Here is a 23,265-nt window from a genome sequence, read left to right on the forward strand (position 1 = left end):
ATCAAGTCCGGGGCGACGGGATAGTTGGGTCTTGCGTGGTCCAATGCACCCGGGCGCCATCCTGCAGCGGGTGCGTCACCACGCTGACCTCGAACAGCTCGATATCGGCCAGCTCGCGGCCTTGCGGCGTGTGGCGATAATTACGCGCGCGGTAGCCGAAGCTGAGGCCGTTTACCGCGCGCTCGCGCAGCAGTTTGGCGGCGCGGCCGTCCGGATTGTCGATCGTGGCGATGATCCTGAGGCCACGCGCATCCTCGCCCGCGGTCTCGACCCAGCCGATGCGCTGCTCGGGCCGGTGCTGCCAATAGAGCGGGTAGGGGCCGCGTCTCTCGGACAAGGTCCGGCTGAAAGCACCGCGGCGGATCGTGTCGCGTGCACCATCCACTCTGTCGAACAGCGCGGCATAGCCGGCGATGCGCAGTACCCGCTCGCCCTGAGCCTGGCGAAGGGTCACGAAAGCATCTCCCCGACGCCCAGCCGGACCGCAATGCCGACCAGCAACAATGCGAGCAGGCCGCGTACGATCCATTCGACCGCCGCCTTCCATGCGCTCGCCTTGGCATCGCGCCAGGCCGAAAGCAGCTCGCGCAATTCGCCCAGATCCTCCTGCGCCGACGGATCGGCGAGGCCGAGCCGGCCCAGCACGCGCTCGGCGCCCAGCTCGCTCGCCTCCTCGACGATCGCGCGCAGCGTGATCAGCTCGACGCCCCCGGAGGTATCGGCGCGGTTTGCCTGCGCGATCAGCCGCGCGAGCATGTCTTCTCGTGTCATGGGTTCACCATCGCTGTGCAATCGGGCAGGAAGCGCCGATGCAGGGTTTAAAGTCAGGCTATCTGTGGACCGCCGGCCTCGTGGCGGCTCTGGTGCTCGCCTACGCGGCCTACCTGTATTCGATCGACTTCCTCGCGGCGGACGAGTGCGCCGATGCGGGCGGCAGCTTCCACTACGACCGCGGCGAATGCAGCTTCACCGAAAACTATCGGGGTGAGGTTCCGCCGCTATGGCCGTTCTAGGCCGAGCATGGCGCGCTTTTCCGCGCCGCTCAGGAAATCGGCGGTGCTGACCTGCGCCCACAGCTTCTCGCGGTCTTCGGCGAGCGCGGGGACGCGGTCGAGATCGACGGTGGGCGGATCGGCGAACCAGTCGGACAGCCCCGCGTGCAGCCCGGTCAGGATCTTGCCCGCCAGCGGCAGCAGCGTGAGCCGCCACAGCGCGCGGTTGGCCTCGCGGTAATTGGCGTAGGTGTTGTCGCCCGGCAGGCCGAGCAGCATGGGCGGAATGCCGAAGGCGAGCGCAATGTCGCGCGCGGCAGCCGCCTTCAGCGTGGCAAAATCCATGTCGGCGGGGGAGAGGCTCATCGCCTTCCAGTCGAGCCCGCCTTCGAGCAGCATCGGACGGCCGGCATTGGCATGGCCCTGGAAGGCGCTGGCAAGCTCGGCCTTGAGCCGGTCGAACTGGTCGGCGCTCAGCCCGCCCGCATCGCCCCCGTCATAGACCAGCGCGCCCGATGGCCGCGCGGCATTGGCGAGCAGTGCGCGGTTCCATTCGCTTGCCGCATTGTGGATCGCCACTGCGGGCGCCGCGGCGGCGAGGCTGCCCGCGCCGTAATGGTCGTCGGTCGGGTGGAAACCCCTGAGGTGGACGATGTTGGGCCAGCCATCCTCGTCCTCCAGCGGGATCGTCAGCGTGCGATCGGCAAGGACGTAGCGATAGGCGCGCGGCCAGCCATCCTCGCCCGCCACCACCTGCACGCGCTCGGGCCGCAGCGGGAAGAGCTCGACCGGCACGCCCGCGCCGTCCTTGACGATCTGGACATAGGCATTGCCGTGCAGGCTCAATTGCGCGGCGAGCACTTCGAGCAGCGGCTGCGACCCGCAGGAGCAGGCGAGCAGCTCGGCCAGCCGATCGTCGGGGCAAGCCAGTGGCGCGCCGCCGACCCCTTCGGCCACGATCCGCAACGACCGCTGCGCGACCGGATTTCCAAGATAGGCCTCGGCCACCTCGCGCATGTAGTCGAAGGGCGCGCGCTGCAGCGGCCCGCCATCGTAGCTTGTCGCCCAGGGGCTGATGAACCCGCGCGACACAGGCACGCGGGCACCGCCCCCGCCCTTGAAGGCGGCGGCGAGACTGGTGAGGAAGGACATGGGGGGTCTCCGGTCTGTAATCTTGCGAAGAAGCACCGGCCCCGGATCGGTGTCCGGGGCGACGTGATTTCAGAATTCGTTCTGCTTTCGTCGGCCCGGGCTTGACCCGGGCCAGTGCTTGCTTCTTCAATTCGTTATGCAGTGCGAACCACTTGGCGGCTGGGTCTACATCATGGCCAATCGCTATCGCGGGGCTCTCTATGTCGGTGTGACAAGTTCGTTGGCCGCGAGGGTCTGCCAGCACCGCGAAGGCACCGGCTCCGATTATTGCGCACGCCGCGGACTCAACCGGCTCGTCTGGGCTGAACGCGGCGATACCATCGACGACTGCATCGCGCATGAGAAGCGCCTGAAGCGCTGGCGAAGGGAATGGAAATTCGCGCTGGTCGAAGAGGCCAACCCGGATTGGGATGACCTCTATGATGTGATCCTCTGAAGGGGAGAAGCACCAGCCCCGGATCAAGTCCGGGGCGACGTGAAAAAAGCTAGCCCTCCATTTCGTCGGCCCGGACCTGATCCGGGCCAGTGCTTTCTTCTAAACCGTCCGCACCCTCGGCCGCGCGCCCTTTCCCAGCATCAGCTCGCTGAGCGCCCAGACCAGCGCATCGGCCCGGTCGGGCGAGCGGCCCGGCCCTTCATACCCGCCGCCTGCCAGCAAGCCGCACATCTGGTCCTCCAGCCTGGCGAATAGCCCCGCGTGCCGCACCCGCCCCGCCTCGTAGAGCGCAGCAACCGGCTCGGCCCTTGCCGCCTTGCCGCGGCTGGCGTGGACCAGCTTGAGCGGCAGCGCGATGTCGGCGGCACGGAGCACATGCGCGACCATCTGGCCTCCCTGGTTGGCTTCGGCCACCACGCGGTCGGCCTGCCACGCCCGCGCGGCTTCGGCCACGGCGCGGGCCCATGTATCGGGGCTCGCTTTCTCGACCGAGCAATCGGCCAGCACCTGCGCGATGCCGGTTGCACCAAGCCCGCAGACCACGATGCCGCATTCGTCTCCGCGATCGCTCGCGGGCGGATCGACGCCGACCACCATGCGCAGCAGCGGATCGGCGAACCCCGCGTCGCGGGAGGCCTCGAGCAGCGCGCGCGTCCACAAGGCGCCCTCGGCTTCGGCGAGCATTTCGCCGTCGAGTTCCTGCCGCCCGAGCGAGGAGCCGTCGAACTGGTCGAGCATGGCTGCGTAGAAGCGCGTAGGCAGCGCGCCGGCATTGTCGGCGGTGCGCCCCGTCGCCACCACCACCGCGCCCGAACGCGCCTCGCCATAGAGCCGCGCCATCAGAGCGACGCGGCGCGGCGTACTGGTCGCGAGCAGCCGTGGTTTCTCGCCCAGCCGCAGGCCGAGCTGCAGATTGTCCCATGCCGCCAGCGCGCGGCCGCCCGCGTTGTCCCATTTGGCGATCTCGTCGCACCAGGCATGGCTATGCTGCGGACCGCGCAGGCTGTCGGGCTCGGCGGCCGAATAGAGGAAGGCTTGCGCGCCATTGGGCCATTGCAGCCGCCGCAGCGATGGTTCGTAATCGGGTATCAGCGATCCGCGCGCGGCGTTGAGGACGCCGCTTTCGCCTTCGACCATCACGCTGCGTACCTCGCCGAGCGAAGCGCCGACCAGCGCGATTCGCGCCTTGCCGTCGTGCCGCGCCAGATTGCGCACCCACTCGGCGCCGGCGCGCGTCTTGCCGAAGCCGCGTCCGGCGCAGATCAGCCAGACGCGCCAGTCGCCCGGCGGCGGCAATTGCTCGTCTCGACCCCAGACCTCCCAGTGCCAGCTGCCGAGCGCCTCGCGCTCGTGCGGCAGGAGCAGCTTGTCGAGATTGTGGCGTCGCTCCTCGCCGGTCTCGTCGGGTGCGCGGAACCAGCTTCCGCGACTGTCTCGGCTGCTATCGGTCACGCGGTGTGCGTTTCTGCCGTCGCTTCGCGTCGAGTGCGGCGGCTGTTTCTTCCCGCGCGCGGATGGCGTCGATCTTGGCGTTGATCGATTTCATCGTCGCGACCTCGTCTTCGAGCGTGCGGCGGCCCTTTTCGCGATTGACCGTCTCGCGATGCGCGATGAGGCAGCGAAAGGCGGTGCCGATGTCGAACTTGCGCCTGGTGCCGTCCGCGTCGGTCTCCTCCAGCCGCCCTTCGCGCAGTCGGCCAAGCAGTTCCATCTCGAGATTGTCGTATCCTTCGGCGAGAGCATCGTACCACTGCCGCGCGAAGTCGGGATCGTCGCGCCGCCGCTTGTAGACGAGGCTCTGGCTGACATTGGCCGCCTCCGCCGCCGCCTTGACGTTGGAGGTTTCTGCGAGCTGGTTGAGGAAGATCGTCGCCCAGTTCCGTCGTGCCATGCGTCCCTCCCGATTGCGCAGAGCGCGAGACGACGAAGGGCGGCTTCCCGTGTCAGGAGCCGCCCGTCGCGAATCGCACTTTTCCGATGTTCGCTTTATGTACCTAAACAGCGTGACGATGTCAAGAAAAAAGAACCAAATAGGTTACTCACTCGCGCTTGCCTACAGCGGGTCGCTCGCCTAATTCACGTCATACCCAAGGGACGCGAGGGATCTCCCCACATCATGATCATGAAACCGCTGCGCGGGCTGTACGACTGGACGATGGACAAGGCCTCGCACCCGCATGCGGTGGGGTGGCTGGCGTTCTTCTGCTTCGTCGAAAGCTCGTTCTTCCCGATCCCGCCGCACCCCTTGCTCGGCCTGATGTGCCTCGCCGAACCGAAGAAGGCGGTGAAGTTCGCCACTGTCGCCACGCTGGCCTCGGTCGCGGGCGCCTTGCTCGGCTATGCGATCGGCTGGGGGCTCTACGACAGCGTCGGCGTGTGGCTGATCTCCTCGCTCGGCCTAACCGAGGCCTTCCCCGTCGCCGCCTGCCATTTGCGCGAATATGATTTCGAGGCGATCCTGATCGCGGGCGCAACGCCAGTGCCGTTCAAGCTGCTGACGATCACCGCCGGTTTCGTCGGCATGAACCTCGTCACATTCGTGCTTTCCAGCCTCTTCGCCCGCGCGCTGATCTTCATGACCGTGGGCATCCTGTTCCGCGTCTTCGGCGCGCCGATCAAGCGGGTGATCGACAAATATCTCGGCACGGTGACGACGCTGTTCGTAATCCTCGTCGTGGGCGGTGTGGTGGTGCTCACCCAGCTCGGCGGCAGCGAGGATGGTGACACCGGCCCTTGCGCGGCCGCCGCCGTCGCGCGCCCTGCATGATGCCCACGCTCGCGCGCCGTCTCGCCGCCGAGGCGATCGGCAGCTTCTTCCTCTTCGCCGGCGTGATCGGTTCGGGGGTGATGGCCGAGGGGCTGGCGCAGGGCAACGATGCGCTCGCCCTGCTCGCCAACACCGTGGCCACCGGGGCGGTGCTCTATGTGCTCATTGCCATGCTCGGCCCCATCTCGGGCGCGCATTTCAACCCGGCGGTGACCCTCGCCTTCGCGCTGCGCCGCGAACTGCCCCCGCGCGAGGCTGCGCTTTACGTCGCGGTCCAGCTCGGCGCGGGGGTGCTCGGCGCCTTCGCGGTGCACCTCATGTTTGACATGGAAATCCTCCAGTTCAGCACCAAGGCGCGCGCCGGGATCGGCCAGTGGACCGGTGAATTCGTCGCCACGTTCGGACTGGTGCTGACCATCCTGGTGTTGCTGCGAACCCGCGTCGAGGCGATTCCCGCGGGCGTCGCGCTCTACATCACCGCCGCCTACTGGTTCACCAGCTCGACCAGCTTCGCCAATCCCGCGATCACGCTGGTGCGCAGCCTTTCCGACAGTTTCGCCGGGATCGCCCCCGGCGATGTCCCCGGTTTCGTCCTTGCGCAGCTCGCTGGCGGCATCGCCGCGACCGCGCTCGCGGGGTGGCTGGCCGGCGAGCGCGAAGAGGCGGCCTGACCCGTGCGGGTTCGCGCGGCACTTTGACCGCAAGCGTCGGGATGCACCGCGCCAACCCCTCTGCTTTCGCATGGCCGACCCCAAACGGCAGGAGGCGGGATGACGACGATCGATGGCACGATGGGACCGCGCGACTGGGGGGCGCTCGCGCTCCTCTCCACGCTCTGGGGCGGCTCGTTCTTCTTCATCGAAGTCGCGCTGCGCGGCCTGCCGCCGTTCACGCTGGTGCTGCTGCGCGTGATGCTGGGGGCGGGGGTGCTCTACCTCGTGGTCCGCGCCACCGGCGGGCGCATGCCGCGCGCCCTGCGCCTCTGGGCGGCCTTCCTCGGCATGGCGCTGCTCAACAATGTCGTCCCCTTCTCGCTGCTCACCTGGGGGCAGACGCAGATCGCCGGCGGGCTCGCAGCGATCCTCAATGTCACGACGCCGCTCTGGACGGTGGTGGTCGCGCATGTCCTCACCGCCGATGAAAAGGCCACCCCGGGCAAGCTCGTCGGCCTGGCCTGCGGCTTTGCCGGCGTGGTGGTGATGGTCGGCGGTGGCGCGCTGGCGGGGATGGGCGGCGCGAGCCTGCTGGCGCAGGCAGCCTGCCTGGTGGCGACGCTCTCCTATGCCTTCGCGGGGATCTACGGACGCTGCTTCCATGCTTTGGGCGTCCCTCCGCTGGCCACCGCCTGCGGCCAGCTCTCCTGTTCCGCCGCAGTGCTGCTGCCGCTGGTGCTGTGGCTCGACGCGCCCTGGCGCCTGCCCGCGCCGCCAGTGCCGGTGTGGGGAGCGCTCGCCGGGCTGGTGCTGCTTTCGACCGCCGCCGCCTATGTGCTCTATTTCCGCCTGCTCGCGCGCGTGGGGGCGACCAACCTGCTGCTGGTCACCTTCCTCATCCCGGTCACCGCGATCCTGCTCGGCGCGCTGGTGCTGGGCGAGGTGCTCGCGCCCGTCCACTGGGCGGGCATGGCGCTGATCGGCGCGGGGCTGCTGGCGATCGACGGGCGGGTGCCGCGCGCGCTCGTCCGGCGGGGCGCGCCGCGCGTCACCTGAGCGCGAAGCGCGCCAGCGCCGCGGCATCGGTCACGCGCAGCCGGCCATAGCCGCGCTCGACCAGCCCCGCCGCCGCGAGCTCGCGCAGCGCGGTGTTGGCGGTCGGGCGGGTGACGCCGAGCAGCTCGGCGAGCTCCTGCTGGGTGACCGGCAGCTCCTCGCCTGCCTCGAGTCCCTCGGACATGGTGCCCAGCAGCAGTGCCATCCGCGTGGTCGCGGTGCCGCGCCGCATGTCGACCACCAGGTTGATCAGCTCCTGCACCTGCACCGACAGCGCACCGAGCAGCGCGCGGCCCGAGGCGGGGTGCCGCGCGAGGCATTCGAGGAACAGGCCGGCGGGAACGAAGCGCACCATGCTCGCCCCGCGCGAGACCGCGTCGACCACCCGCGGGCGCTGCGAGAACATTGCCAGCTCGCCGTAGGAATCGCCCGGTCCGAGCACCGCGACCGCGCGGAAGGTGCCCTCGGCGAGGAACTGGCCGGCGACCACCATGCCTTGCTCGATCAGCCAGAAGCCGTCGGGATCCTCGCCGCGCTGCTGGATGATCTGCCCGTCGGCGAAGCGCCGCCCGTGCGTGCGCGCCTCGATCTCCTCGCGCAGCGCGGGTTCGAGCGAGGCGTAGAGCATCGGCGAAACCGCCGCGCGCAGCGAAGAGCGAGAATGTAAAACATCCGACATTCTTCGCCGTTCCTAGCCGGTAATCCTCCACCGCACAAACGCCGGAGGATCCCGCCCATGCCATCGTCGACCCTTGCCATTCTCGCCATCTATCTCGGCTTCGCGGCGCTCGAGCTGTGGCGCTCGGACCTCTTCGCCAAGCCCGAGCAGACCCGCGACGACGGCATCGTCGAGGCGGTCAGCCTTGTCGTGCTGCTCGGCCTGACCCAGCCTGCGGTGCTGTTCCTCTCCGCCGCGCTCGCCGGGACGATCGCACCCCAATATGCCGGGGCCCTCGCCGGCCTCGACATCTTCGCCGCGATCGCGCTGTTCCTGCTGCTCGACGACATGATGCAATATTGGTGGCACCGCGCCGCGCACACCTTTCCGTGGCTCTACAACCTCCACCGTCCGCACCATAACGCGCGCTACATGAGCATCCGCCTCGTCTACCGGAACAATTTGTTCTATTACATGATGATGCCGGGAATCTGGCTGTCGGGCGTGCTGATCTACCTCGGCCTCGGCTGGGTCTATGCGGGTTACATCGTGGTCAAGCTGCTGGTCATCACCGGCGCGCATTCGGACGTCGCCTGGGACCGGCCGCTCTATCGCATCGCATGGCTCGCGCCGCTCATGTGGCTGGTCGAACGCACGATTTCGACCCCGGCGACGCACCACGCCCACCATGGCCGGCACGCCAGCGATCCGGCGGTCAATTACAAGGGCAATTACGGCAACCTGCTGTTCTTCTGGGACGTCTTGTTCGGCACCGCCAAGATCACCAGGACCTATCCGCAAAGCTACGGGGTCGAGAACCTGCCCGCGACCTCGCTCGGCGAACAGCTCGCCTGGCCGCTGTTCGGGAGCATCCCCCAAGAACAGGGACACGGCGAGCCGACCGCAGAGCGGACGGCGCAGAGCGCCGCCTGAGCGAGAGAGCCTCCGAGCGGAGCCTGCGGTCTAGATGATGCCCACTTCCTTGCCGGCCTCTTCGAAGATCGAGAGAATCTCGCCGACTTCGCTCTCGCTGTGTTCGGCGCACAGCGAGCAGCGCAGCAGGGTCATGTTCGCCGGTGTCGCCGGCGGGCGCGCCAGGTTGACGTAAAGGCCGCCCTTGATCAGCGCCTCCCACATCGCCGCACCCTTTTCGAGGTCGGGCATGATCACCGCGATGATCGCGCTTTGCGGTTCCTCGGTGCCGAGCGCGAAGCCGAGCGCCTTGAGCCCCTCGTGCAACCGCTTGGAATTCTCCCACAGATGCGCGCGCTTGTTCGATCCGTGCATCAGCTTGCGGATGCTGGTTGCCGCCGTCGCGACGACGCTGGGCGGGAGCGAGGCAGTGAAGACGTAGGGGCGACAGACGAGGCGCATGATCTCGAACTTGGGATGGTTCGAAACGCAGAAGCCCCCGACCGTGCCGACGCTCTTCGAAAAGGTGCCGATGATGAAATCGACATCGTCGATCACCCCGGCCTGTTCGACCACGCCGCGCCCGTTATCGCCGATGAAGCCCATCGAATGCGCCTCGTCGACCAGCACCATGGCCCCGTATTTCTTCGCCACCGCGACCATTTCCTTGAGCGGCGCGATGTCGCCGAGCATCGAATAGACGCCTTCGAGCACGACTAGCTTGCCGGCGTCTTCGGGAATGCGCTTGAGGCGCTTTTCCATCGCCTCGATGTCGTTGTGCTTGAACGGCACGACCTCGGCATTGCCCATCGCGCAGCCATCCCAGATGCTGGCGTGGCTGTCGATGTCGAGGACGATGTAATCGCCCTTGCCGGCGATGGTGCTGATGATCCCGAGATTGGCCTGGTATCCGGTCGAGAAGACCATCGCGTGGTCCATGGCGTAGAAGTCCTTCAGCGCCTCCTCGCACTCCTTGTGGCCCTGGTAGGTGCCGTTGAGCACGCGGCTGCCGGTGGTTCCCGAACCGAAATCGGCGAGCGCCTGCTTGCCGGCCTCGATCACGTCGGGATCGAAGGTCATGCCCATGTAGTTGTAGGTGCCGAGCAGGATCGTCTCGCGCCCGTTGCAGATCGCGCGGGTCGGCGAGAGGACCTTTTCCATCACCAGGTTGAAGGGGTCTTCCTGCCCGCTGGCGAGCAGCCCTTCGCGCAGCGCGATGATGTCGTCGAACTTGGAGAAGAGGTCCTTGCCCTCTCCCTCGATGGTTTTCGGCTGGTCCGGCTGGAGGATGCCTTCGCTCATATCTCTTTCCCGTTCGTGCCGAGCCTGTCGAAGCACCGTTCTTCACTTCTGGCGCAGCACTAAAACAAAAGTACAGCCCTTCGACACGCTCGGGGCGAACGGATTGGGACATCAGTCCTGTTGGAGCTTGGTGACCGCGTCGACCAGCTGGCCGTAGTTCTCGATCTCGGCCTGCTGGTTCATCGAGATGATGATGTCGAATTCGTCCTCGATCTCGGCGACGAAGTCCATGACCGTGAGACTGTCGAATTCGAGATCGTTGGCGAAGGTCGTCTCCTCGGTGATGGTCACGCCCTTCTTGTTGAAGGGGGCGGCCAGTTCGCGGATCCTGGCGTCGACTTCGGCTCGGTCCATGGCGGGGCTTTCCAATCCTGTGCTGGCGCAGGCCCGCTATGGGCGCTCGCGCGATAAGTGCCGTCGCAAAGCGGCTTGTGGCGGTGCTTGTCAAGCACGGGCCGCAATGGCAAACTTGAAGAAAAGTCGCAAACGTCTGTTCGAACAGGGGAAACGGATGAGCGATTCAGCACAGGCCAAGCCGGTCGAGGCCGCAACAGCTGCCGCAAACGAACGCGTCGCGGCGCCTGCGCCCGACCCCGCGCGACAGCCGACTTATTCAAACCATGCGATTCACCTGATGCGAACCGCGCAGATGAGCACGCTCAAACTGTCGCAGATGGCCGACCAGAAGGCCTCGATCCTGCTCGGCGCGACCTTTCTCGTCTTCTCGCTATCGGTCAGCCGGGCGCTGACCGGGCAGATGCCCGTCTCGCTGATGATCCTGGCGAGCTTTTCCTTCGCCAGCTCGCTCTGCGCGGTGATGGCCGTGCTGCCCAAGGTCGGCCGACCCGACGGCAAGGTGAAGAATCGCAATCTGATCTTCTTCGGCCACTACACCTGGATGGACGAGGACGAATGGACCGAGGAATTGCTCGCCCGGCTCGAAAGCGATCGTACCGTGTTCGAGACCATGGCGCACGACATGTACCAGAACGGCCAGGTGCTGGCAGGCAAGAAATACCGCTTCCTCGCGCTCGCCTACAAGGTGTTCATGTTCGGCCTGTTCGTGACGCTGGCGGTCTTCGCGATCGAGATGGTGATGAATTGAGGTTTTCTGAATGCGCTATCGACCTCCGTCGATAGCTTGCGGCTGCACCGGCCCGGGTGTCTCTTTGGCGTGCGTGCCGGACCTCCGTCCGGCCCTTGCTGTGGCACAGCCGCAAATGAGCGACCAATGAGCGACCGAGCTCGCTAGCGCACCAAACAAGAAACTCCACCTACTCCGGCAACAAAGCCCTCACCGCGGCCATGAACGGGCCGATCGAAACCGGCTTGGCGAGGTAATCGGCCGCGCCCGCATCCCTGATCCGCTCCTCGTCGCCCTTGCCGGCATAGGCGGTTACCGCGAGCACGGGAACCTCGGCCAATTCGCCGTCGGACTTGAGCTGGGCGATCAGGTCGATCCCGCTGACATTGGGCAGCTGGATGTCCATAATGACGAGGTCGGGCGCGAATCGCCTGGCCGTGGCGAGCACGTTCTGGCCGTCGGCGACGGGCACCACTTCGTGACCGTTTGCCTTCAGCACGTCACAGAACAGCTTACGATTGAGATCGTTGTCCTCGACAACGAGGATTCTCTTTGCCACTTGGCCCGGACTCCCTGCGAATGCGTGGGGGCCTTATGCAAAAGCGGGAGCGCTGACAATTATTCGCGAACCATCCGCAGGTGAAACCCGGCCGGCCGAGGTGCTGGCGCTCGAAGCGCTCGGCTGGGCGCTGGCCGACGACAAGCGCGCCGAACGGCTGCTTTCGCTGACCGGCCTGACGCCCGACCGGCTGCGGAACGGGTTGAGCGATCGCGGCGTTCAGGCTGCGGTGCTCGAATTCCTCGCCAATCACGAACCCGACCTGGTGCTTGCCGCCGATGCGCTGGACACGACGCCCGAGAGCCTCGTGGCCGCCGCGCGGGAGCTGTCGCGATGAGCCGCCCGCTGATCATCTCCGATTGCGACGAGGTGCTGCTCTACATGGTCTCGCCTTTCCGCGACTGGCTGGGCGAGACGCAGGGGGTGGAGTTCCGCATGGAGGGCAACGACTTTTCGAAAGCGTTGCGCTGGCAGGACAGCGGCGAGTACCTCGCGCCCGAGGAGATCTGGCGCATGCTCGGCGGTTTCTTCGACACCGAAATGCACCGCCAGACGCCGATTCCCGGCGCGATCGAGGGGATTTCGGCGCTGCGCGACCATGCCGATGTCGTGATCCTCACCAATCTCGTCGACAAGCGGCAGGAGATGCGAAAGGCGCAGCTGCTCGACCACGGGCTCGACGCGCGCGTCTTCACCAACCAGGGCCCCAAGGGCCCGGCGCTGCAGGCGATCCTCGACGAATACAACCCGTCCAAGGCGATCTTCATCGACGACCTCGCGCAGCATCACCGCTCGGCGCGCGAGACCGTCGGCACCATCACCACGCTCCACCTCTGCGGCGAACCGCTGCTCGCCCCGCATATCGATTGCGCGCACACTTCGGGCCATGCCGATGCGCGGATCGACAGCTGGGACGACGCGCTGCCGTGGCTGCTGGGCGAGCTCGAAAAGGAAATAGCATGAGCATCCACGACCGACTGCGTGCACACGGCATCGAACTGCCCAAGGCAGCCGCCCCCGTCGCCAGCTACCTGCCCGTCGTTGTCGACGGCCATACCGCCTATGTCTCGGGCCAGTTGCCCTTCGTCGATGGTGAACTCGTCACCGGCAAGCTGGGCGATACTGTCAGCCTCGAACAGGGCCAGGCTGCCGCACGCGCCTGCGGGCTGATGATCCTCGCGCAGCTCGAGGCGGCGGGCCTGCTCGAACGCGTCTCGCACATGGTCAAGCTCGGCGGGTTCGTCGCTTCGACCCCCGGTTTCACCGACCAGCCCAAGGTGGCCAATGGCGCTTCGGACCTGATGGTCGAGGTCTTCGGCGAGGCGGGCAAGCATGCGCGCAGCGCGGTCGGCGTGCCGGTGCTGCCGCTCGATGCCGCCGTCGAGGTCGATGCGATCGTTGCTCTCAAGGCTTGATCGCCGGATCGTCGGGCCTCCCGACCCCGCGCGGGTCGGCTGGCTGCGGCAATGGACCTATGCCCACCGCGGGCTGCATGGGGCAGGGCGAATCGAGAATTCGCGCGGCGCCTTTCAGGCCGCGCTCGAGGCCGGGCTGGGGATCGAATGCGATATCCAGCGCAGTCGCGACGACTGGCCGATGGTATTCCACGATTGGGACTTCGCGCGGCTGGTCGGGCGGCCCGAACGCACCGAGGCACTGACCCGGGCGGAGTGGCGCGAACTGGCCTATCTCGAAAGCGAGGATCGGCCGATGGACCTCGCCGAGCTTCTCGCACTGGTCGCCGGCACGGTCCCGCTGCTGATCGAGATCAAGTCGCGCAAGCGCTACGACGTTACGAAAACCTGCCGGCGCGTGGCCGAAACACTGGCGGGTTACGGCGGCTTGCACGCGGTGATGAGCTTCGACCCGCGTGTGTCGCGCTGGTTCGGACGCCATTCGCCCGCGACGCTGCGCGGCCTTGTCATGCGCGAGGACGAGCATGGCTACACGCAGCGGCCGTGGCAGCGGCATCTTGCGCTGTGGATCGCCCAACCCGAATTCATCGCCTATCATGTCGCTGCCTTGCCCAATCCAATGGTCGCCGGCCTGCGCGAAGCCGGCCTGCCGGTGCTGACCTGGACGGTGAACTCGGCCGAGGCCAGGGCCGTTGCGGGGGATTATGCCGATGCGCCGATCGCCGAAGGGGCGGGGCTGCCATGAGCGACGGCGGCCTTGCCGCGCGCGTCGGCGGGTCGGTCGGCGCCTTCGACCGCGAGGAATGGAACGCGCTGGCGGGAGCGGACAACCCCTTCGTCAGCCACGAATTCCTCACCGCGCTGGAGGATTCGGGCAGCGTCGGGCCGGGTACCGGCTGGCAGCCGACGCCGCTGGTGATCAGCGAGGAGGGCGGCCCGCTGCTCGCCGCCATGCCGGCCTATCTCAAGGGCCACAGCCAGGGCGAATACGTCTTCGACCACAGCTGGGCCGACGCTTACGAGCGCGCCGGGGGGCGCTATTACCCCAAGCTCCAGATCGCGGCGCCCTTCACCCCCGCCACGGGGCCGCGGCTGCTGCTGTCGGATCCGGCCTATGCCGCACCGCTGCTCGCCGCGGCCGAGCAATTGTGTCTGCAGAACCGCTTTTCTTCGGCGCATGCGACCTTCATCGAGCCCGCGCAGCAGGCGCTGTTCGACGATGCCGGATGGATGCTGCGCAGCGATATCCAGTTCCACTGGTACAATCGCGGCTTTGCCGGCTTCGACGATTTCCTCGCCACGCTCGCCTCGCGCAAGCGCAAGGATCTGCGCAAGGAACGCGCCGCGGCGCAGGCCGAGGTCGAGATCGTCCGCCTGCGCGGCGATGCCATTCGGCCCCAGCATTGGGATGCCTTCTGGCATTTCTACCAGGATACCGGCGCGCGGAAGTGGGGTACGCCCTATCTGACCCGCGCGGCCTTCGACCTCTTCGGCGAGCGGATGGGGGATCGCATCCTGCTGGTGCTCGCGCTGCAGGAAGGCGAGCCGATCGCCGGAGCGCTCAACTTCATCGGCGGCGAGGCGCTCTACGGCCGCTATTGGGGCTGCACGCGCGAGGTGCGCTTCCTGCATTTCGAGCTGTGCTATTATCAGGCGATCGACGCGGCGATCGAACTTGGCCTTTCACGCGTCGAGGCCGGCGCGCAGGGCGGGCACAAGCTCGCCCGCGGATATGAACCGGTGGAAACCGTCTCGGCGCACTGGATCGCCGATCCCGGATTGCGCGCGGCGGTCGCGGAATTTCTCGACCGCGAACGCGCAGGAGTCGCGGCCGACTGCAACTATCTTGCCGCGCGGACTCCGTTCAGGAAAAACTAGGCGGCGGCGCGGCGACCTTCGGCCAGCCACTCGCGCGCGCGGCGCTGGGCTTCGGCGATTTCACGCGCGGTCATTTCTTCCGCAATGTCGGCACGGCACCAGCTCGCTTCCTCGTGTCCCTTGGATGCGGCGATATTGAACCATTTGTGCGCCTCGATCAGGTCGCACACGATTCCGTGGCTGCCGGTCGAGAACGCGACTCCGAGTGCGAAGAGCGCATCGACGCTGCCGCGTTCGTATTTGGCGAGGCATTCGGCGACCAGCGCCGCGGCGTCCTCGCTCTGGATGATCCTGCCGTGGCCCCCTTCGATACCGGTAAGCTGCATGGTCATTCCCCCAAGCGACCGGCATTCACTACCGGACATTGAGTAACTGCCAAATTCATGGTCAAGAAATAGTTAACACGAACCCGATTTCTTTTTGCGCTCTTCGGGACACGCATTTCTCCGGCTCGTGCGCATCTCAACCTCTCGTCGGATTGGCGCTTGTGCCCCGGGGGCGGCTTGCCTATAGGCTCGCGCCGAACGGGTCATTCAGGGGCGCCGGAAATATCCGGGCTTTAGGGGGAGACGGTGGTCCGATGGCTGAATTCGACCAGGGTGAGAGGGTCCTCAATGGCCTCTGTGGCAAACGATAAGGCAAAGCTCGCCGCGGCCCGCGCAGCGGTGGGCGAGGATTACGTTCCCGACGATTCCGAAGAATATATGAACGAGCGTCAGCAGGATTATTTCCGCATGCTGCTGCTCGACTGGAAGAAATCGATCCACGATGCCGCCGGCCAGACCTTGCAGTCGCTGCAGGACGGTCCGATCCGCGAACCGGACCTCAACGACCGCGCATCCTCCGAAACCGACTGGGGAATCGAACTGCGTACGCGTGACCGCCAGCGCAAGTTGATCGCGAAGATCGATGCCGCGCTGCGCCGGATCGACCAGGGCGAATATGGCTGGTGCGAAGTGACCGGCGACCCGATCGGGCTCAAGCGGCTGATCGCCCGCCCGGTCGCAACCATGACCGTCGAGGCGCAGGAAGCGCACGAGCGGCGCGAGAAGATTTCGCGCGACGATTGAGCCTCGCGCTAACCGATTATTTAGGTCTCGTCCCTAGGGTGCAGCCGGTCCCGGATCCGCCGGGCGCCGGGTCCGAGCAACGTATTTAGGGATACGATGAACGCCATGTCTTCGGTCGACACTCGCAATGTTGCGCGCGACAGCCTGTTTCTGTTCGCGCAACTGACATTCGAAGGTCAGACCCAGGCGTACCGCGTCAAAGTGCGAAATCTGTCTGCGGGCGGCATGATGGCCGAAACCGGCGAGATCACGGCCTCGCCTGGCGACCGCCTCGAAATCGAACTGCGCAATGTCGGCATCGTCAAGGGCAGCGTGGCCTGGGCGCAGGACAATCGTTTCGGCGTGGCCTTCGCGACCGAGATCGATCCCAAGGTCGTGCGCGCGCCCGTCGCGAGCCGGGCCGACGTGCCGCGCTACGCGCGGCCCGCAACCACTCCGCCGACCTTTTCCGACGAAGAACGCCGCATCCGCAAACTGTGATTTGATTGGCTGACGCGGCGCGCGCCGGCTGCTAACCCGCGGATCATGCGATCATGGCTGCTTGCCTTTCTGTCCGCTTCGCTCGCCGCCTGCGGCGTCGGCTCCGATGATGGTATCGTCGATGTAGCATTCATTGCGTCGCCCGAAGACCTTTCGGCAGAGGGCCTCAGGCTAGGGCTTGCCGGCCAGCATGTCCGCGCGGCGCTTTCCGACGGACTGGTGAGGCTCGATGCGAACGGTGTAGTGGTGCCCGGAGTCGCGGAGCGCTGGATCGTCACCGATGGCGGGGCGAGCTACATCTTCCGCATCAACGAATTCGACATGCCCGACGGGAGCCGGCTTACTGCCCAGGCGGTACGCGATGCGTTGCAGCGCCGCCTGCGTCAGTTGAGGGGGACCTCGCTCGGACTCGACCTTGCCAAGATTCGCGATGTCAGGGCGATGACCGGGCGCGTGATCGAGATTCGCCTGACCAGCCCGATGCCCGATTTCCTCCAGCTGCTGGCGCAACCAGAGTTGGGAATCGATCTCGACGGCGTGGGAGCAGGGCTCATGAGCCGCACGGAAGGGGACGACGGGCTTGTCCTGACCCCTCTCCCGCCCGAACGACGCGGGCTGCCCGAGCAGCCCGGCTGGGACGATCTCGTGCGCGAGGTCCGCCTCCATGCAGTCCCGGCCCGCGAGGCCGCCGAAGGTTTTGCGCAAGGACGTTTCGACCTGGTTTTAGGCGGCAGGCTGTCGAGCTTGCCGCTGGCCAGCACCGGGCCGCTTTCGCGCGGGAATGTCCGTCTCGATGCGACGATCGGCCTGTTCGGGCTCGATGTGCGCAAGCCTGCGGGCTTTCTCGGTGCGGCTGGAAACCGCGAAGCTCTGGCCATGGCCGTCGACCGGCAGGCGCTGATGCAGCCCCTCAATATCGGGGGGTGGCTGCCATCGACGCGGATCGTCCCGACGGCGCTGGCGAATGGAGCTTCTCCGCCCGACGAGCGCTGGAAAGCACTCTCGCTCGAGCAGCGACGCAGCACCGCACGCCAGCGGGTCGCGCAGTGGCGTGCGGGGACCGGACGCGAGCCGCAAGTGCGGGTGTTCCTTCCGCCGGGGCCTGGCTCCGACCTGCTGTTCGACGGCCTCGCCGATGATTTCGCCGCGATCGGGGTGACGACGACGCGCGCCCAAACGGCGTCGGAAGCCGATCTCGTGCTGCGCGACAGGGTCGCCCGATACGCCTCGCCGCGCTGGTTCCTCAACCAGTTCAATTGCACTGTCAGCCGGACCCAGTGCAGCGATGATGCGGACTATCTTGTCTCGTTGGCGCTGGATGCGCGCGATACCTCCGAAGAGGCTTCGTACCTTCTCGAAGCGGAAAACACGCTGCTCGCCGGCAATCTCTACATCCCCCTGGGCGCGCCGATCCGTTGGTCGCTGGTGCGCGCCGACATCGAGGCTTTCAGCGAAAATCCGTGGAACATCCATCCCTTGTTCCCGCTCTCGCGCGCCCCCATCTAACGCGAATGGATAACCCGAACCGTCCGCGCCCGATGGGCATCGAACTGCCGACCGGGACCGATCCGGTATCGATCCGCAAGCGTATCGAAGCCATGGAATACCTGCTCGAACGCAGCATGGTGATCCCGGGCACCAGATATCCGATCGGCCTCGACACCATCATCGGCTTCGTGCCGGTACTCGGCGATATCGTGACCGCCGCGATGGCCGCCTATATCGTGTGGGAAGCCAAAAACCTCGGCCTGCCACGCTGGAAGCTCTGGCGCATGATGGGGAATGTTGCGGTGGACAGCGCGATCGGCGCCGTGCCGCTGGTCGGGGATGCGTTCGACATCGTCTACCGCTCGAACACCAAGAACTTGCGCATCGTGAAGGCGCACCTCGACAAGCACCACCCGCACACGCAGGTGATCGAGGGGTAGTTTCATCTGCGACGATAGCGCGCTAGGGCAGCGCGCATGCCTTCCGACGTCACCTATTCGAGCTATCTCGATCTCGACCGCATCCTGGCCGCGCAGCACCCGGCCTCCGATGCGCATGACGAGATGCTGTTCATCATCGTCCACCAGGCCAGCGAGCTGTGGCTTAAGCTGTGCCTGCACGAACTGTTCGAGGCACGCGAGTGCATTCGGCAGGACCGGCTGCGCCCCAGCTTCAAGATGCTCGCCCGCGTGGCGCGCGCACAGGGTCAGCTGATCCAGAGCTGGGACGTGCTCAGCACGATGACCCCGCACGACTATTCCACCATCCGCCCGCATCTCGGCGGGTCGAGCGGGTTCCAGAGCGCGCAGTACCGGATGATGGAATTCCTCCTCGGCGGCAGGAAACCCGACATGGTCGCCATGCACGAGGCGACGCCCGAGGTGGCGGCCGAATTGCGCGAAGAGTTGACGCGCAAGTCGATCTATGCCGAGGCAGTCGCGCTGCTGGCGCGGCGCGGTTTCGCCATTCCGCAGGATGTCCTCGAGCGCCCGGTCGGCGATCCCTGGGCGCATTCTTCCGAAGTCGAGGCGGCCTGGGCAGAAGTCTATCGCGACCCGAAGGAATACTGGGACCTTTACGAACTGGCCGAAAAGCTGGTCGATCTCGAATATCATTTCCAGCGCTGGCGTTTCGGCCATCTCAAGACTGTCGAGCGGATCATCGGCTTCAAGAAAGGCACCGGCGGGACGCCCGGAGTGCCCTATCTGGCTGGCGTATTGAAGGCGGCCTTCTTCCCCGAACTCCTCAGCGTGCGGACTGCGCTGTGAGCAGCTGGAAGAGCACACGGCGCATCTGGGACATTTCCCAAACGCTGCGCCCCACCAACGAGCAAGGGGGCTTGCCGGTCTGGCCGGGCGACACCGCCTTCGCCTTCGAGCGGACATGGAAGATGGAGGATGGCTCGCCGGTCAATGTCGGGCGGATGACCATGTCGACCCATTCGGGCACGCATGGCGACGCGCCGCTGCACTATTCGGAAACCGCGCCAGATATCGCGAGCGTGGAACTCGATCCCTATATCGGCGAGTGCCTTGTGGTCGATGCTACCGGCGTCAACGGGGGCAGCATATCGGTGGGCGACTTGCCGCATCTGGGTAGCGTCGATCGCGTGCTGTTTCGCACTTTCGAGCGCTTCCCTCATGGCGAATGGGACAGCACCTTCACCGCGATCGATGCCGAAACGGTCGAATGGCTTGCGTTGCAGGGCGTCAAGCTGGTCGGCACCGATGCACCCAGCGTCGACCCGCAGGAGTCGAAGACGATGGACGCGCACAAGGCGGTGCTCGAACACGACATGCGCATTCTCGAAGGGCTGGTGCTCGATGGCGTGCCCGAAGGGCGCTACGAGCTGATTGCGCTGCCCTTGAAGATTGCGGGCGGCGATGCCGGATTGTGCCGCGCGATCCTGCGGGAGCTGGGCGATGCTTGAGCGCGCGCGCATCCTCGATGCGGGCGACCCGCTGAAGAATTACCGTGAGCGTTTCGTAGTGCCCGAGGGAGTGATCTACCTCGACGGTAACTCGCTCGGCTGCCTGCCGAAAGCGACCCCCGCACGGCTCGAACAGGTGGTTCGCGACGAATGGGGCGAGGGCCTGATCCGCAGCTGGAATGCGGCGGGGTGGATTGATCTTTCGGCCCGGATCGGCGCGAAGATCGCGCCGCTGATCGGGGCACTGCCGCACGAGGTGATCGCCTGCGATTCGACAAGTGTGAATCTGTTCAAGCTGATCTCCGCGGCGCTGACGATGCGCCCTGGACGCAAGGTGGTGCTGAGCGAGCCGGGCAATTTCCCGACCGACCTCTACATGATCGAAGGTCTCGAAAGACAGGGGCTTGCCGAGCGGAGACTGGTCGCGCGCGAGAGCATCGTCGATGCGCTCGACGAAGACGTCGCGCTGCTGCTGCTGACGCATGCGCATTACAAGACCGGCGAACTGTTCGACATGGAAGCGCTGACGAAAGCGGCGCACGAAAAGGGCGCGCTGGTGCTGTGGGACCTGTCGCATTCGGGCGGTGCGCTGCCGGTCGACCTCAATGCCTGCGCGGCGGATTTCGCGGTCGGCTGCGGGTATAAATATTTCAACGGCGGGCCCGGGGCGCCAGCCTATGCCTTCGTTGCCGAACGCCATCTCGCCACCGCGCGACAACCGCTGACCGGCTGGATGGGGCATGCCGCGCCATTCGCCTTCAGCGACGACTATGCGCCCGCTCCAGGCATCGAGCAGGTGCTCTGCGGCACGCCGCCGATCCTCGGGCTTGCCGCGCTCGAGGTGGGCGTCGACCTAGTCGCCGAAATCGGCGTCGAGCGGCTCTATGCCAAGTCGCAGGCGCTCTCCGAGTTTTTCCGGCAGTGCCTGTCGGAATGCGGTGTCGAGATGACCCTCGTGAGCCCGGTCGAACCCGACCAACGCGGCAGCCAGCTCTCCTTCCGCCACCACGAGGCCTACGCCATCTGCCAAGCGCTGATCGCGCGCGGCGTGATCGGCGATTTCCGCGATCCCGACATCCTCCGCTTCGGCTTCGCCCCCGCCTATCTGCGCTTCGAGGACATGGCCGAAGCCGCGCGGCACCTGGCCGAAGTGCTCGAGAGCGGCGAATGGCAGCGCGACGAATTCCGCGAGCGGGCGGTGGTTACCTAGCCACACTTCGTCATTGCGAGCGGCGCAGCCGCGCGGCAATCCATGGACCATGCACCGCGATTTTCAGCCTGCCGTCTACATCATGGCGAACCATAAGGGCGGCACCCTCTATGTCGGTGTCACCTCCGATTTGGCGAAACGGGCGCATCAGCATCGCGAAGGGGCGGTTGATGGCTTCACCAAACGATACGGGCTCAAGCGGCTGGTCTGGTTCGAGTTCCATGCGACGATGAAAGGAGCGATCCTGCGCGAAAAGCAATTGAAGGCGGGCTCGCGTGCGAAGAAACTCGCGTTGGTCGAAGGGTCCAACCCGGAATGGCGAGATCTGTTCTTCGGACTAAACAGTTAGGCCATGGATTGCCGCGCCGCCTGCGGCGGCTCGCAATGACGAGAGTCTAGGCTCACGCCTCCAGTTCGATGTCCCAGTATAGCCAGTCGCGCCAGGTTTCGTGGAGGTAGTTGGGCGGGAACATCTTGCCGTGCTGTTGCAGCTGCCAATGCGTTGGCCGGATCGGCTCGGCATAGAGGTGCATGCCGGCCTGTTTGGGGGTACGCCCGCCCTTCTTCATGTTGCAGGGCGCGCAGGCGGTGGCAATGTTCTCCCACGTGGTCTTGCCGCCCAGCCGGCGCGGGATCACGTGGTCGAAGGTGAGATTGTGCATGTCACCGCAGAACTGGCAGCTGAAGCGGTCGCGCAGGAACACGTTGAAGCGGGTGAAGGCGGGAAATTCGCTTGGACGCACATACTGCTTCAGCGCAATCACGCTGGGGATCTTCATGTCGAGGGAGGGGGAGTGGACCTCGCGATCGTAGGTCGCGATCACGTCGACCCGGTCGAGGAAGATCGCCTTGATCGCGGTCTGCCACGGCCACAGGCTCAGGGGGTAGTAGGAAAGCGGGGTGTAATCGGCATTCAGGACGAGGGAAGGACACGACTGCAAATTGCGCGTCGGGTCTTCCTCGGTACTTCGGAACCTTGCGGCCCGTTCCAGCAGTTCGGCCTTGAACACGGTGTGCGTCCCTCCCGATCTCTTGCGATGAGAAATGCACTTGCACGGGAAAGGGTCAAGCCTGTTACAGACAGCCTATCCACAGCCTTTCCACCGGGTTGCACCGGGGCAACAGCGCAACCGGAGAACCGCACCTCGTGATCGTCACCCGCTTCGCCCCCAGCCCCAACGGGCCGCTGCACCTCGGCCATGCCTATTCGGCGGTGGTCGCGCACGATCTCGCCAGGGAGGCAGGCGGGCGGTTCCTGCTCCGAATCGAGGATATCGACGGGCCGCGCTCGCGCCCGGAACTGGCCGAGGAATTCCGCAGCGACCTCGAATGGCTCGGGCTCGAATGGAAGGAGGTCCCCGCACAGTCGACCCGGCTCGCACGCTACGAGGCGGCGGCGCACGATCTGCTCGAACGCGGCTATCTCTATCCGTGCACCTGCACCCGCGCCGAGATCGAGGCGATGGAGCCGCGGCTCGGCTCGCAGGGGGCGGTCTATCCGGGCACTTGCAGGGGGCGCCTGCTTGATCCGGACAAGCCCGCGGCGCTGCGGCTCGACGTCGATCGTGCCATGGCCGATTGCGGCCAGCTATACTGGGATGACGCGCTCGCCGGGCGGCAGATCGCCGATCCGCGCGAGGCGGGTGACGTGGTGATCGTGCGCAAGGACGCGCCCGCGAGCTACCATCTGGCTGCGACGCTCGACGATGCGGCGGATGGGGTCACGCTGGTCACGCGCGGGGCGGACCTGTTCCCCGCCACGCATATCCACCGCCTGCTGCAGGCATTGCTCGGCCTGCCGGTGCCGCGCTGGCACCACCACGGCCTGCTGATGGATGACAGCGGGCAGAAGCTCGCCAAGCGCCGCGGATCGCCCTCGCTGGCCGACAGGCGTGGGGGAGGCGAAGACGGTCTGTTGCTTGCCGAGCAACTACGCTTGCACCGTTTTCCGTCTGGCATTTCGCTCGCGAGCGCCTAGATCGGGAGGCGTCATGACAACATTCCTCACCATCCTCCTCGTCATCCTCATGGTCCTCGTGGTCGCCTCGCTGATCCGCGGGATCGTCGCCTTCCTCAAGAGCACCAAGATCGACCTCGAGAGCGGCGAGCAGCAGGACGCCACCGAGATGCAGGTGCTGCAGAACAAGATGATGTTCAACCGCATCAAGTACCAGGCGCTGGCGATCGTCGTAGTCGCGGTGATCCTCGCGATCGCGAACTAGG

At 66.1% G+C, this 23,265-nt stretch carries 33 protein-coding genes; 22 read left to right on the plus strand and 11 right to left on the minus strand.

Annotated elements, in window-relative coordinates:
- Position 1: 1 nt before the first annotated feature.
- Both ACEQZ0_RS09155 and ACEQZ0_RS09160 read right to left on the minus strand, forming a co-directional pair.
- Entirely contained in the window at positions 2 to 454 is a 453-nt protein-coding gene (locus tag ACEQZ0_RS09155; RefSeq protein WP_370190548.1) for an HK97 family phage prohead protease, read from the minus strand.
- Positions 451 to 771 (minus strand): DUF6127 family protein, encoded by a 321-nt coding sequence (locus ACEQZ0_RS09160; RefSeq protein WP_370190549.1) that lies wholly within the window; start codon positions 769 to 771, stop codon positions 451 to 453. Before ACEQZ0_RS09160 ends, ACEQZ0_RS09155 begins: the two co-directional genes overlap by 4 nt.
- Positions 772 to 809: 38 nt before the next feature.
- On the opposite strand from ACEQZ0_RS09160, the gene ACEQZ0_RS09165 reads away from it, so the two are divergent.
- Positions 810 to 1,013 carry a hypothetical protein gene (locus ACEQZ0_RS09165; RefSeq protein ID WP_370190550.1) on the plus strand — a complete coding sequence of 68 codons (204 nt, stop codon included), beginning with the start codon at positions 810 to 812 and terminating at the stop codon, positions 1,011 to 1,013.
- Here the strand turns inward: ACEQZ0_RS09165 and ACEQZ0_RS09170 are convergent.
- The gene (locus ACEQZ0_RS09170) at positions 999 to 2,144 is read right to left on the minus strand and encodes a phage portal protein (protein ID WP_370190551.1); all 1,146 of its coding nucleotides are present in this window, start codon (positions 2,142 to 2,144) and stop codon (positions 999 to 1,001) included. The genes ACEQZ0_RS09165 and ACEQZ0_RS09170 overlap by 15 nt on opposite strands.
- 136 nt (positions 2,145 to 2,280) lie before the next feature.
- On the opposite strand from ACEQZ0_RS09170, the gene ACEQZ0_RS09175 reads away from it, so the two are divergent.
- Positions 2,281 to 2,580 carry a GIY-YIG nuclease family protein gene (locus tag ACEQZ0_RS09175; RefSeq protein ID WP_370190552.1) on the plus strand — a complete coding sequence of 100 codons (300 nt, stop codon included), beginning with the start codon at positions 2,281 to 2,283 and terminating at the stop codon, positions 2,578 to 2,580.
- A 99-nt stretch (positions 2,581 to 2,679) separates the two neighbouring features.
- Here ACEQZ0_RS09175 and ACEQZ0_RS09180 read toward each other — a convergent pair whose 3' ends face one another.
- The gene (locus ACEQZ0_RS09180) at positions 2,680 to 4,032 is read right to left on the minus strand and encodes a DNA-packaging protein (protein ID WP_370190553.1); all 1,353 of its coding nucleotides are present in this window, start codon (positions 4,030 to 4,032) and stop codon (positions 2,680 to 2,682) included.
- Complete coding sequence (locus ACEQZ0_RS09185; protein ID WP_370190554.1) at positions 4,022 to 4,471, minus strand: hypothetical protein; 450 nt, start codon at positions 4,469 to 4,471, stop codon at positions 4,022 to 4,024. The genes ACEQZ0_RS09180 and ACEQZ0_RS09185 overlap by 11 nt, the downstream gene beginning before the upstream one ends.
- 225 nt (positions 4,472 to 4,696) lie before the next feature.
- Between ACEQZ0_RS09185 and ACEQZ0_RS09190 the strand changes: the two genes are divergently transcribed.
- The 3 genes from ACEQZ0_RS09190 to ACEQZ0_RS09200 all read left to right on the plus strand — a co-directional run bounded on the left by ACEQZ0_RS09190 (position 4,697) and on the right by ACEQZ0_RS09200 (position 7,056).
- Positions 4,697 to 5,347: a YqaA family protein gene (locus ACEQZ0_RS09190; RefSeq protein ID WP_370190555.1), complete on the plus strand. Its 651-nt coding sequence runs from the start codon at positions 4,697 to 4,699 to the stop codon at positions 5,345 to 5,347.
- Positions 5,347 to 6,018 (plus strand): aquaporin, encoded by a 672-nt coding sequence (locus ACEQZ0_RS09195; protein ID WP_370190896.1) that lies wholly within the window; start codon positions 5,347 to 5,349, stop codon positions 6,016 to 6,018. The genes ACEQZ0_RS09190 and ACEQZ0_RS09195 overlap by 1 nt, the downstream gene beginning before the upstream one ends.
- A 99-nt stretch (positions 6,019 to 6,117) precedes the next feature.
- On the plus strand, positions 6,118 to 7,056 hold the full coding sequence (locus ACEQZ0_RS09200; protein WP_370190556.1) for a DMT family transporter: 939 nt from the start codon (positions 6,118 to 6,120) through the stop codon (positions 7,054 to 7,056).
- On the opposite strand, the gene ACEQZ0_RS09205 is transcribed toward ACEQZ0_RS09200, so the two are convergent.
- Positions 7,049 to 7,735, minus strand: coding sequence for a Crp/Fnr family transcriptional regulator (locus ACEQZ0_RS09205; RefSeq protein ID WP_370190557.1), 687 nt, complete (start codon positions 7,733 to 7,735; stop codon positions 7,049 to 7,051). The two genes, ACEQZ0_RS09200 and ACEQZ0_RS09205, sit on opposite strands and share 8 nt — an antisense overlap.
- Before the next feature lie 57 nt (positions 7,736 to 7,792).
- On the opposite strand from ACEQZ0_RS09205, the gene ACEQZ0_RS09210 reads away from it, so the two are divergent.
- Positions 7,793 to 8,647 carry a sterol desaturase family protein gene (locus ACEQZ0_RS09210; protein ID WP_370190558.1) on the plus strand — a complete coding sequence of 285 codons (855 nt, stop codon included), beginning with the start codon at positions 7,793 to 7,795 and terminating at the stop codon, positions 8,645 to 8,647.
- 30 nt (positions 8,648 to 8,677) lie between these two features.
- Here ACEQZ0_RS09210 and ACEQZ0_RS09215 read toward each other — a convergent pair whose 3' ends face one another.
- Complete coding sequence (locus tag ACEQZ0_RS09215) at positions 8,678 to 9,928, minus strand: aminotransferase class I/II-fold pyridoxal phosphate-dependent enzyme (protein WP_370190559.1); 1,251 nt, start codon at positions 9,926 to 9,928, stop codon at positions 8,678 to 8,680.
- 111 nt (positions 9,929 to 10,039) lie between these two features.
- Positions 10,040 to 10,282, minus strand: a complete 243-nt coding sequence (locus ACEQZ0_RS09220) for an acyl carrier protein (RefSeq protein WP_370190560.1) — start codon at positions 10,280 to 10,282, stop codon at positions 10,040 to 10,042.
- A gap of 157 nt (positions 10,283 to 10,439) precedes the next feature.
- Between ACEQZ0_RS09220 and ACEQZ0_RS09225 the strand changes: the two genes are divergently transcribed.
- Positions 10,440 to 11,033, plus strand: a complete 594-nt coding sequence (locus ACEQZ0_RS09225; protein ID WP_370190561.1) for a Pycsar system effector family protein — start codon at positions 10,440 to 10,442, stop codon at positions 11,031 to 11,033.
- 169 nt (positions 11,034 to 11,202) lie between these two features.
- On the opposite strand, the gene ACEQZ0_RS09230 is transcribed toward ACEQZ0_RS09225, so the two are convergent.
- Positions 11,203 to 11,571 (minus strand): response regulator, encoded by a 369-nt coding sequence (locus tag ACEQZ0_RS09230; protein WP_370190562.1) that lies wholly within the window; start codon positions 11,569 to 11,571, stop codon positions 11,203 to 11,205.
- A gap of 103 nt (positions 11,572 to 11,674) precedes the next feature.
- On the opposite strand from ACEQZ0_RS09230, the gene ACEQZ0_RS09235 reads away from it, so the two are divergent.
- Genes ACEQZ0_RS09235 through ACEQZ0_RS09255 form a run of 5 tightly spaced genes read left to right on the plus strand, consistent with a single transcriptional unit; the run spans position 11,675 to position 14,864 of the window.
- Positions 11,675 to 11,908 carry a DUF3572 family protein gene (locus ACEQZ0_RS09235; RefSeq protein ID WP_370190897.1) on the plus strand — a complete coding sequence of 78 codons (234 nt, stop codon included), beginning with the start codon at positions 11,675 to 11,677 and terminating at the stop codon, positions 11,906 to 11,908.
- On the plus strand, positions 11,905 to 12,534 hold the full coding sequence (locus ACEQZ0_RS09240) for an HAD family hydrolase (RefSeq protein WP_370190563.1): 630 nt from the start codon (positions 11,905 to 11,907) through the stop codon (positions 12,532 to 12,534). The genes ACEQZ0_RS09235 and ACEQZ0_RS09240 overlap by 4 nt, the downstream gene beginning before the upstream one ends.
- Positions 12,531 to 12,986, plus strand: coding sequence for a RidA family protein (locus tag ACEQZ0_RS09245; protein ID WP_370190564.1), 456 nt, complete (start codon positions 12,531 to 12,533; stop codon positions 12,984 to 12,986). The genes ACEQZ0_RS09240 and ACEQZ0_RS09245 overlap by 4 nt, the downstream gene beginning before the upstream one ends.
- A complete protein-coding gene (locus ACEQZ0_RS09250) occupies positions 12,970 to 13,731 on the plus strand; it encodes a glycerophosphodiester phosphodiesterase family protein (protein WP_370190565.1) in 762 nt (253 codons plus the stop codon). Before ACEQZ0_RS09245 ends, ACEQZ0_RS09250 begins: the two co-directional genes overlap by 17 nt.
- Positions 13,728 to 14,864: a GNAT family N-acetyltransferase gene (locus ACEQZ0_RS09255; RefSeq protein WP_370190566.1), complete on the plus strand. Its 1,137-nt coding sequence runs from the start codon at positions 13,728 to 13,730 to the stop codon at positions 14,862 to 14,864. Before ACEQZ0_RS09250 ends, ACEQZ0_RS09255 begins: the two co-directional genes overlap by 4 nt.
- Here the strand turns inward: ACEQZ0_RS09255 and ACEQZ0_RS09260 are convergent.
- Positions 14,861 to 15,190 carry a hypothetical protein gene (locus tag ACEQZ0_RS09260; RefSeq protein WP_370190567.1) on the minus strand — a complete coding sequence of 110 codons (330 nt, stop codon included), beginning with the start codon at positions 15,188 to 15,190 and terminating at the stop codon, positions 14,861 to 14,863. The genes ACEQZ0_RS09255 and ACEQZ0_RS09260 overlap by 4 nt on opposite strands.
- A 288-nt stretch (positions 15,191 to 15,478) precedes the next feature.
- Here ACEQZ0_RS09260 and dksA point away from each other — a divergent pair, with 288 nt between their 5' ends.
- The 8 genes from dksA to ACEQZ0_RS09300 all read left to right on the plus strand — a co-directional run bounded on the left by dksA (position 15,479) and on the right by ACEQZ0_RS09300 (position 21,391).
- Positions 15,479 to 15,934, plus strand: a complete 456-nt coding sequence (gene dksA, locus ACEQZ0_RS09265) for an RNA polymerase-binding protein DksA (RefSeq protein ID WP_370190568.1) — start codon at positions 15,479 to 15,481, stop codon at positions 15,932 to 15,934.
- A 96-nt stretch (positions 15,935 to 16,030) separates the two neighbouring features.
- Positions 16,031 to 16,414, plus strand: a complete 384-nt coding sequence (locus tag ACEQZ0_RS09270; protein ID WP_370190569.1) for a PilZ domain-containing protein — start codon at positions 16,031 to 16,033, stop codon at positions 16,412 to 16,414.
- Positions 16,415 to 16,459: 45 nt separating this feature from the next.
- Positions 16,460 to 17,920: an ABC transporter substrate-binding protein gene (locus ACEQZ0_RS09275; RefSeq protein WP_370190570.1), complete on the plus strand. Its 1,461-nt coding sequence runs from the start codon at positions 16,460 to 16,462 to the stop codon at positions 17,918 to 17,920.
- Positions 17,921 to 17,925: 5 nt separating this feature from the next.
- The gene (locus tag ACEQZ0_RS09280) at positions 17,926 to 18,342 is read left to right on the plus strand and encodes a DUF4112 domain-containing protein (protein WP_370190571.1); all 417 of its coding nucleotides are present in this window, start codon (positions 17,926 to 17,928) and stop codon (positions 18,340 to 18,342) included.
- A gap of 36 nt (positions 18,343 to 18,378) precedes the next feature.
- Positions 18,379 to 19,170: a tryptophan 2,3-dioxygenase gene (locus ACEQZ0_RS09285; protein WP_370190572.1), complete on the plus strand. Its 792-nt coding sequence runs from the start codon at positions 18,379 to 18,381 to the stop codon at positions 19,168 to 19,170.
- A complete protein-coding gene (gene kynB, locus ACEQZ0_RS09290; RefSeq protein ID WP_370190573.1) occupies positions 19,167 to 19,832 on the plus strand; it encodes an arylformamidase in 666 nt (221 codons plus the stop codon). The genes ACEQZ0_RS09285 and kynB overlap by 4 nt, the downstream gene beginning before the upstream one ends.
- Positions 19,825 to 21,042 (plus strand): kynureninase, encoded by a 1,218-nt coding sequence (gene kynU / locus ACEQZ0_RS09295; RefSeq protein WP_370190574.1) that lies wholly within the window; start codon positions 19,825 to 19,827, stop codon positions 21,040 to 21,042. The genes kynB and kynU overlap by 8 nt, the downstream gene beginning before the upstream one ends.
- Positions 21,043 to 21,091: 49 nt before the next feature.
- Positions 21,092 to 21,391: a GIY-YIG nuclease family protein gene (locus tag ACEQZ0_RS09300; protein WP_370190575.1), complete on the plus strand. Its 300-nt coding sequence runs from the start codon at positions 21,092 to 21,094 to the stop codon at positions 21,389 to 21,391.
- 52 nt (positions 21,392 to 21,443) lie between these two features.
- Here the strand turns inward: ACEQZ0_RS09300 and ACEQZ0_RS09305 are convergent, their stop codons facing one another.
- Complete coding sequence (locus ACEQZ0_RS09305) at positions 21,444 to 22,052, minus strand: HNH endonuclease (protein ID WP_370190576.1); 609 nt, start codon at positions 22,050 to 22,052, stop codon at positions 21,444 to 21,446.
- 137 nt (positions 22,053 to 22,189) lie between these two features.
- Here ACEQZ0_RS09305 and gluQRS point away from each other — a divergent pair, with 137 nt between their 5' ends.
- Together gluQRS and ACEQZ0_RS09315 are read left to right on the plus strand one after the other, a co-directional pair.
- On the plus strand, positions 22,190 to 23,020 hold the full coding sequence (gene gluQRS, locus ACEQZ0_RS09310; RefSeq protein WP_370190577.1) for a tRNA glutamyl-Q(34) synthetase GluQRS: 831 nt from the start codon (positions 22,190 to 22,192) through the stop codon (positions 23,018 to 23,020).
- A 13-nt stretch (positions 23,021 to 23,033) separates the two neighbouring features.
- Complete coding sequence (locus ACEQZ0_RS09315) at positions 23,034 to 23,264, plus strand: hypothetical protein (RefSeq protein WP_370190578.1); 231 nt, start codon at positions 23,034 to 23,036, stop codon at positions 23,262 to 23,264.
- Position 23,265: the final 1 nt, after the last annotated feature.

This window comes from Qipengyuania sp. (assembly GCF_964227205.1).
GTDB lineage: Bacteria > Pseudomonadota > Alphaproteobacteria > Sphingomonadales > Sphingomonadaceae > Qipengyuania.